The following is a 6758-nucleotide window of genomic DNA, read 5'->3' on the forward strand; positions in this document are numbered from 1 at the left end:
CCGGCCTCCGCCAGCGCCCTCCGGACCCGGCGGGCCAACTCGACCGCACCCGGCGTGTCCCCGTGCACGCACAGCGACCGGGGGCGCAGCGGGAGCGTGCTCGCGTCCACGGCGTCCACCGTCCCGTCGACGGCCATCCGCAGACTGCGCTTGACCACCTCGTCCGGTTCGCGCACCACCGCGTGCGGCTCGCGCCGCGGGACGAGCCTGCCGTCCGGGGTGTAGGCGCGGTCGGCGAACGACTCCGGCACGGTGCTCAACCCGGCGGCCTCGGCGCGGCGCAGCAGTTCCGACCCCGGAAGCCCCAGCAGCGGCAGCGCCGGGTCGTACCGGCGAACCGCCTCCACCACCGCCTCGGCCTGCTCGGCGTGCGTGGTCACCGCGTGGTACAGCGCACCGTGCGGCTTGACGTAGCGCACCGCGGAGCCGGCGATCCGGGCGAACCCGTCGAGCGCGGAGATCTGGTAGATGACGTCGTTGGCGAGGTCGTGCGGATCCATGTCGATGAACCGGCGCCCGAACCCGGCCAGGTCCCGGTAACCCACCTGGGCCCCGATCGCCACCCCCCGCCCGGCGGCCCGCTCGGTGACCCGCCGCAGCACCGACGGGTCCCCCGCGTGGAACCCGCAGGCGACGTTCGCGCTGCTCACGACGTCCAGCAGCGCCTCGTCGTCGCCCAACGGCCAGGCGCCGAAGCCTTCGCCCAGGTCGCTGTTGAGATCGATCGCCACGTCGTCCACACGCCTCAGCCTACTGCGCCCGCCCGGGATGCCGTGCATCCACGAGAGAGCGACCCTGCCGGAGGTGCAGACCGATGGTCGGCTCAACCGGGATCCGGGCAGATCGTGGTGAGGAACTCCGGAGAATCACCCGTGCGGGCGGAACGGAACGCCAACCGTCCGGCAGGGGCCACACGGGTGGTTTTGCCGCTCCGGGCGCCGCGGCGTGCGCGCTTCCGCGCTGATCACCCGGACGGACTATTCGAGCTTCACCTTTCGACTTCGCCGAGCGTGTCGATCACGCGTCCGAGAACGTCCATCGCGCTCGGGTCGTCCGGCGGAGCGGTCGCCGCGAACATGATGATCCCGCGACGGTCCGGTCCGTGGCTGTCGGGGAACTGCACCAGCGTCTGGGTCTGGTGGAGCCGCTCGATCCCGCTTCCCTCGGGTGCCGGGAATTCCACGATCTGGGTCACCGCGGCGACGAGCCCCTTGCCCTCCTTCGTCCGGTGCACCACCTCCGTCGCGCCACCGACCTGGCCGGATCCGTCGGTCGACGCCTCGTCCGCGATCTCGGTCAGCGTGGTGTCGTTGTCCCGGACCTCGCCGTAAACCGCGAGATTGCTGGTGAACCGAGCGGATGAGTCCCGCTTCACCGCGAGGAACGCCACTCCGGGGGTCTCCAGCGTGGTGGGATCGACCGACTCCCATCCGTCCGGCAGCGAGAACTCGATCGGTACCGGCAGTTCGCTGACCGTGTGCGTACCACCACCACGTCCGGAGGAGGGCAGGGACGGTTCGGCGGTCGGGGCGGGCGGTTCGAGGCCCGGAGCCGAGGAACGCTCCGTCGCGGGCACCGCCCCGGACGGCACCGGGCCGACGGCCGTGCCCTCGACGCTGGTCGCACAGCTCGTCAGCGCCAGCACCCCGGACACCGCGAACGCGAGCCCCCACCGCCGGGACGGGCACGCGCCCGGAATCCCGTCCTCCCGCCTGCCTGCCCGCGGCATGGGTTCCCCTCTCCGCCACTCGCGACCAACGTAAATGATCTTCTATGGTTCGGCGGGAGTGTACCCCGGTCGGTTCCGCACCCCCCCGGACACAGCCGGGCCCCGGCCTCGCCGCGCAAGGCGGGACCGGGGCCCGGTGGTCGGTGCGTCCGGTGACTACCGCGTCACTGGATCCGCTCGTAGGCGGGCAGCGTCAGGAAGTCGACGAACTCCTCGGCGAGCGCGACCTGCTCGAACAGCTCCACCGCCGGGCCCAGCAGGTCGGCGGGGATCTCGCCCTCCAGCTCGGCGCGCACATCGGCGAGCACGGTGCGCACCAGGTCCGCGGTGACCGTCTCACCGGTGTCCAGCACCACGCCGTTGCGCACCCACTGCCAGATCTGCGAGCGGGAGATCTCGGCGGTGGCGGCGTCCTCCATCAGATTGTGGATGCCGGCCGCACCGTTGCCGCCCAGCCAGGAGGCGATGTAGCGGATGCCGACGTCCACCGCGCCGCGCAGGCCGTCCTTCGTGGCGCTGCCCTCGGTGGCGGCCACGTCGAGCAGCTGCTCCGCGGTGACCTCGACGTCCTCGCGCTTGCGGTCGACCTGGTTCGGCTTGTCGCCGAGCACCTTGTCGAACTCCTCCTGGCACAGCCCGACCATGCCCGGGTGCGCGACCCAGGAGCCGTCGAAGCCGTCGGTGGCCTCGCGCGATTTGTCGGCGTGCACCTTGGCCATCGCCTTCTCGGTGACCTCGGGGTCCTTGCTCGGGATGAACGCGGCCATGCCGCCGATCGCGAACGCGCCGCGCTTGTGGCAGGTGCGCACCAGCAGCTCGGTGTAGGCGCGCATGAACGGCGCCGTCATGGTGACACTGTTGCGGTCGGGCAGGATGAACTTCTCACCCGCGTCACGGAAGTACTTGATGACGCTGAACAGGTAGTCCCAGCGGCCCGCGTTCAGCCCGGAGGCGTGCTCGCGCAGCTCGTAGAGGATCTCCTCCATCTCGAACGCGGCCGGGATGGTCTCGATCAGCACCGTGGCCCGGATGGTGCCGTGCTCGATGCCCAGCGTCCTCTCGGCGTGGGTGAACACGTCGTTCCACAGCCGCGCCTCGAGGTGGCTCTCCATCTTGGGCAGGTAGAAGTACGGCCCGCTGCCGCGGTGCAGCAGCTCCTTCGCGTTGTGGAAGAAGTGCAGGCCGAAGTCGACCAGCGCGCCCACGGCCTTCCGGCCGTTGATCTCGATGTTGCGCTCGTCGAGGTGCCAGCCACGGGGACGGACGACGATCGTGGCGTGCTCGACGTCGTCGCGCAGCGTGTAGTGCTTGCCGTTCGACTCCAGCTCGATGGACTCGCGGATCGCGTCGGCCAGGTTGATCTGACCGTTGACCACGTTGCTCCAGTGCGGGGTGTTGGCGTCCTCCAGGTCGGCCAGCCACACCTTCGCACCCGAGTTCAGCGCGTTGATGGTCATCTTGCGGTCGGTGGGGCCGGTGATCTCGACGCGGCGGTCGCGCAGCGCGGTGGGCGCCTCGGCCACCTGCCACTCCGACTCCCGGACCTGCCTGGTCTCGGGCAGGAAGTCGAGCTTGCCGGTGCGGGCGGCCTCCTCGCGACGCCGCGCACGGGCCTCGAGCAGCTCGTCACGCCGCGCGGCGAACCGCTCGTGCAGGTCCGCGACGAACTGCAGGGCGTCGTCGGTCAGCACCTCGTCGCCACGCTCGATCGTGGCTCCGAGCACGCGCACATCAGACATGGAACACCCCAAACAGGAATCGAGTTCTTTTGCTATTCGGACTATAGTTTCTACGATACGGAACCTCAACGCGAGAGGAGTCACCGGTGGCGCCCAGGGAAGGCAGCGGGGGCGTGCAGTCGCTCGAACGCGCGTTCGAGCTGCTCGAACGCATCGCGGACGCGGGCGGCGAGACGAGCCTGTCCGAGCTGGCGACGTCGTCGGGGCTGCCGATGCCGACGATCCACCGGCTCGTCCGCACCCTGGTGAGCCTGGGCTACGTGCGGCAGAACACGAACCGCCGCTACGCCCTGGGCGCGCGGCTGATCCGGCTCGGGGAGAACGCGAGCCTGCAGTTCGGCACCTGGGCGCGGCCGCTGCTGGCCGAACTGGTGGAGGAGGTCGGGGAGACGGCGAACCTGGCGGTCCTGGAGCGGGACGAGGTGGTCTACGTGGCCCAGGTTCCCTCGTCGCGGCATTCCATGCGGATGTTCACCGAGGTCGGCCGCAGGCTACTGCCGCACGGCACCGGAGTCGGCAAGGCCGTGCTGGCACACCTGCCCCGGGACGAGGCGCGGGCGTTGCTGGAGCGCACCGGGATGCCCGCCTACACCGACCACACCTACACCGACCCGGACGCGCTGCTGGACCACCTCGCCGCGGTCGCCGACCGCGGCTACGTCCTCGACGAGAGCGAGCAGGAGCTCGGCGTGCGCTGCATCGCCGTGGCGATCCCGGGTGCCCCCACCCCCACGGCGGTGTCCGTGTCCGGCCCCGAAGGCCGGCTCACCGACGAAACCGTCGCCCGCATCGCCCCGGCGGTCCTCCACACCGCCACCCGACTGTCCGCCCACCCGGCCGACGGAGGTGTGCCGTGAAGGGCACTTTCCCTGCGTGAGACGCCGTGAGGGGCACTTTTCCTGCGTCGGATGCAGGGAAAGTGCCCCTCACGGCAACCCGGGTGAGCGGGCCGTCAGCCGAGCAGGGCGTCGACGAAGGCGCCCGGTTCGAAGGGGGCCAGGTCGTCCGGGCCCTCGCCGAGGCCGACGAGTTTGACCGGCACGCCCAGCTCGCGCTGGACCTGGAAGACGATGCCGCCCTTGGCCGTGCCGTCCAGCTTGGTGAGCACGATGCCGGTGACGTCGACGACCTCGGAGAACACCCGCGCCTGGGCGAGCCCGTTCTGCCCGGTGGTCGCGTCCAGCACGAGCAGCACCTCGTCGACCTTCGCCTGCTTCTCCACGACCCGCTTGACCTTGCCGAGCTCGTCCATCAGCCCGGTCTTGGTGTGCAGGCGGCCCGCCGTGTCGATCAGCACGGCGTCCACCCCGGTGTCGGCGCCGCGCTTGACCGCGTCGAACGCCACCGAGGCCGGGTCGGCGCCCTCCTTGCCCCGGACGACACCGGCCCCGACCCGCTCCGACCAGGTCTGGAGCTGGTCGGCGGCGGCGGCGCGGAACGTGTCGGCGGCGCCGAGCTCCACCCGGTGGTCCTGGGCCACGAGCACCCGCGCCAACTTGCCGGTGGTGGTCGTCTTCCCGGTGCCGTTCACCCCGGCGATGAGGACGACCGCGGGCTGCTTGCCCCCGTCCACGGTGTGCGGCAGCGCCCGGACGGCACGATCGGCGGCCGGGTCGAGCGCATCGACCAGCACCTCCCGCAGCAGCGCTCGCGCCTGCTCGGCCGTGCGCACACCCCGCGCGGACAGCTCCGTGCGCAGACGCTCGACGATCTCCGTCGTCGTGGCCGCGCCGAGGTCGGCCACCAGCAGGGTGTCCTCGACGTCCTCCCAGGAGTCCTCGTCCAGGTCACCGGCACCGAGCAGGCCCAGCAGGCTCTGCCCGAGCGCCGAACGCGACTTGGACAGCCGCCCCCGGAGCCGCTCCATCCGTCCGCCGACGGGAGCGGGCTCCTCGATCTCGGGTGCCTCGGCGACCCGCTCGACGGACGGCGCCTCGGCCGGAGCGGGCTCGGCCGGAGCGGTGTCCGCGGCGGTCGGCTCCGGAGCCACCGGTTCCGCGGTGGTCGACTCCGCGGTGATCGGCTCCGTGGGGGTCTCGGGCGTGGTTTCCGGAGCGGGAGCGGGTTCGGCCACGGGCTCCGGGGGCGCGGGTTCCGCCGGCGCCGTCGGGGCGGTGCCGTCCGGGTGGGTTTCCGGTACCGCGGTGCCGGGCGCCGCCGTGTCCGGTGCCGCCGTCTCCGGTGCCGTGGTTTCCGGTGCCGTGGTTCCCGGCACGGTCGTGTCCGGCGCCTCGACCTCGGCCGTGGTCGCTTCGGGGGCCTCCGCCTCCGTGGTCCGCCCGGTCGGCTCCGCCGTGGTCCCGGTCCCGGCCTCGGCGGTGGTGTCCGGCCGGGGTTCCGGGACCGGTCCGGCACGGCGCCGCTCCTCCGGCAACCGCACGTCGACGATGTCCCGACGCTGAGCGTCCCGGGGTGTGGCCGCATCGTCACCCACACCGGGCTCGCCATCGGTCTCGGTACGTTCGGGCACCGGCGGGGTGGGCGGCGCCGTGCTGGTCGTGGCCTGGTCACCGCCGGGCGCGAGCGCGATACCGCCCCCGGCCCGGTACCCACCGCCCTTGGGCGTCTCCTCGACCTCCCGCTCGTGCTCGCGCTGGAGGCTGATCCGACGTCTGCGCGCGATCGTCAGTCCGCCCACGAGCGCGACCAACAGCACGACGGCCGCTACGACAATGATCCACAACCAGGTGTTCGACACGCTGCCATCCTCCCACCCGCCCTCCATCCGGGCAGGTCGCCCCGGGAGCACGGTGGGCCACCAACCGGATACAGATCAACTTCGTAAAAATCCCACGGAACGTCTTGCATGGCGGTGACGCCGTGGACTAGACCACTCCCGTGATGCGACGTGGCTCCGGAACCAGGGTGATCGGGCTGTTGTCCGGGACGTCGATCGACGGCGTCGACGTCGCCGCGGCCACCTTCCGGCAGCGTGGCGACGAACTGACGATGACCCTGCTGGGACACCGCGAGTTCCCCTACGACGACTCCCTGAACGCGGACCTGCGCGCGGCGTTACCCCCGGCCACCTGTGACGCGGAGACACTCACCCGGCTGGACACGCGGGTGGGGCGCACGTTCGCCGAGGCCGCGGCCACCGCGGTGGACGACCTGGCGGGAGGACACGCCGATCTCGTGGCATCCCTGGGTCAGACGGTGTTCCACCGGGTCGAGCACGGCCGGGCCGAAGGCACCCTGCAGATCGGCCGACCGGCGTGGATCGCCGAGCGCACGGGCCTGCCCGTGGTGGCCGATCTCCGCGCCCGCGACGTCGCCGCCGGTGGGCACGG

General features: G+C 71.9%; 6 protein-coding genes. 2 read left to right on the forward strand and 4 right to left on the reverse strand.

Going from position 1 to position 6758, the window contains the following annotated elements; translation table 11 throughout:
- The 3 genes from SACHA_RS0115735 to aceB form a co-directional block, all read right to left on the reverse strand.
- A partial coding sequence (locus SACHA_RS0115735; protein ID WP_019811261.1) for a LamB/YcsF family protein occupies positions 1 to 740 on the reverse strand: 740 nt, incomplete at its 3' end.
- Positions 741 to 988: 248 nt separating this feature from the next.
- Positions 989 to 1729, reverse strand: coding sequence for a hypothetical protein (locus SACHA_RS23460; protein WP_019811263.1), 741 nt, complete (start codon positions 1727 to 1729; stop codon positions 989 to 991).
- Positions 1730 to 1893: 164 nt separating this feature from the next.
- On the reverse strand, positions 1894 to 3468 hold the full coding sequence (gene aceB / locus SACHA_RS0115745) for a malate synthase A (protein ID WP_028663245.1): 1575 nt from the start codon (positions 3466 to 3468) through the stop codon (positions 1894 to 1896).
- Positions 3469 to 3554: 86 nt separating this feature from the next.
- Here aceB and SACHA_RS0115750 point away from each other — a divergent pair, with 86 nt between their 5' ends.
- The gene (locus tag SACHA_RS0115750) at positions 3555 to 4325 is read left to right on the forward strand and encodes an IclR family transcriptional regulator (RefSeq protein WP_039739286.1); all 771 of its coding nucleotides are present in this window, start codon (positions 3555 to 3557) and stop codon (positions 4323 to 4325) included.
- Between the two features lie 95 nt (positions 4326 to 4420).
- Here SACHA_RS0115750 and ftsY read toward each other — a convergent pair whose 3' ends face one another.
- Positions 4421 to 6193 (reverse strand): signal recognition particle-docking protein FtsY, encoded by a 1773-nt coding sequence (gene ftsY, locus SACHA_RS0115755; RefSeq protein WP_019811268.1) that lies wholly within the window; start codon positions 6191 to 6193, stop codon positions 4421 to 4423.
- A 116-nt stretch (positions 6194 to 6309) separates the two neighbouring features.
- Between ftsY and SACHA_RS24045 the strand changes: the two genes are divergently transcribed.
- The coding region (locus SACHA_RS24045; protein WP_039739317.1) for an anhydro-N-acetylmuramic acid kinase at positions 6310 to 6758 on the forward strand (449 nt) is incomplete at its 3' end.

This window comes from Saccharomonospora halophila 8, from assembly GCF_000383775.1.
GTDB classification, from domain to species: domain Bacteria; phylum Actinomycetota; class Actinomycetes; order Mycobacteriales; family Pseudonocardiaceae; genus Saccharomonospora; species Saccharomonospora halophila.

What these genes read in the sequence shown, in the direction of transcription:
- SACHA_RS23460 (WP_019811263.1), bottom strand. Translation starts at nt 1,729, where the DNA reads ATGCCGCGGGCAGGCAGGCGGGAGGACGGGATTCCGGGCGCGTGCCCG.
- aceB (WP_028663245.1), bottom strand. Translation starts at nt 3,468, where the DNA reads ATGTCTGATGTGCGCGTGCTCGGAGCCACGATCGAGCGTGGCGACGAG.
- ftsY (WP_019811268.1), bottom strand. Translation starts at nt 6,193, where the DNA reads ATGGAGGGCGGGTGGGAGGATGGCAGCGTGTCGAACACCTGGTTGTGG.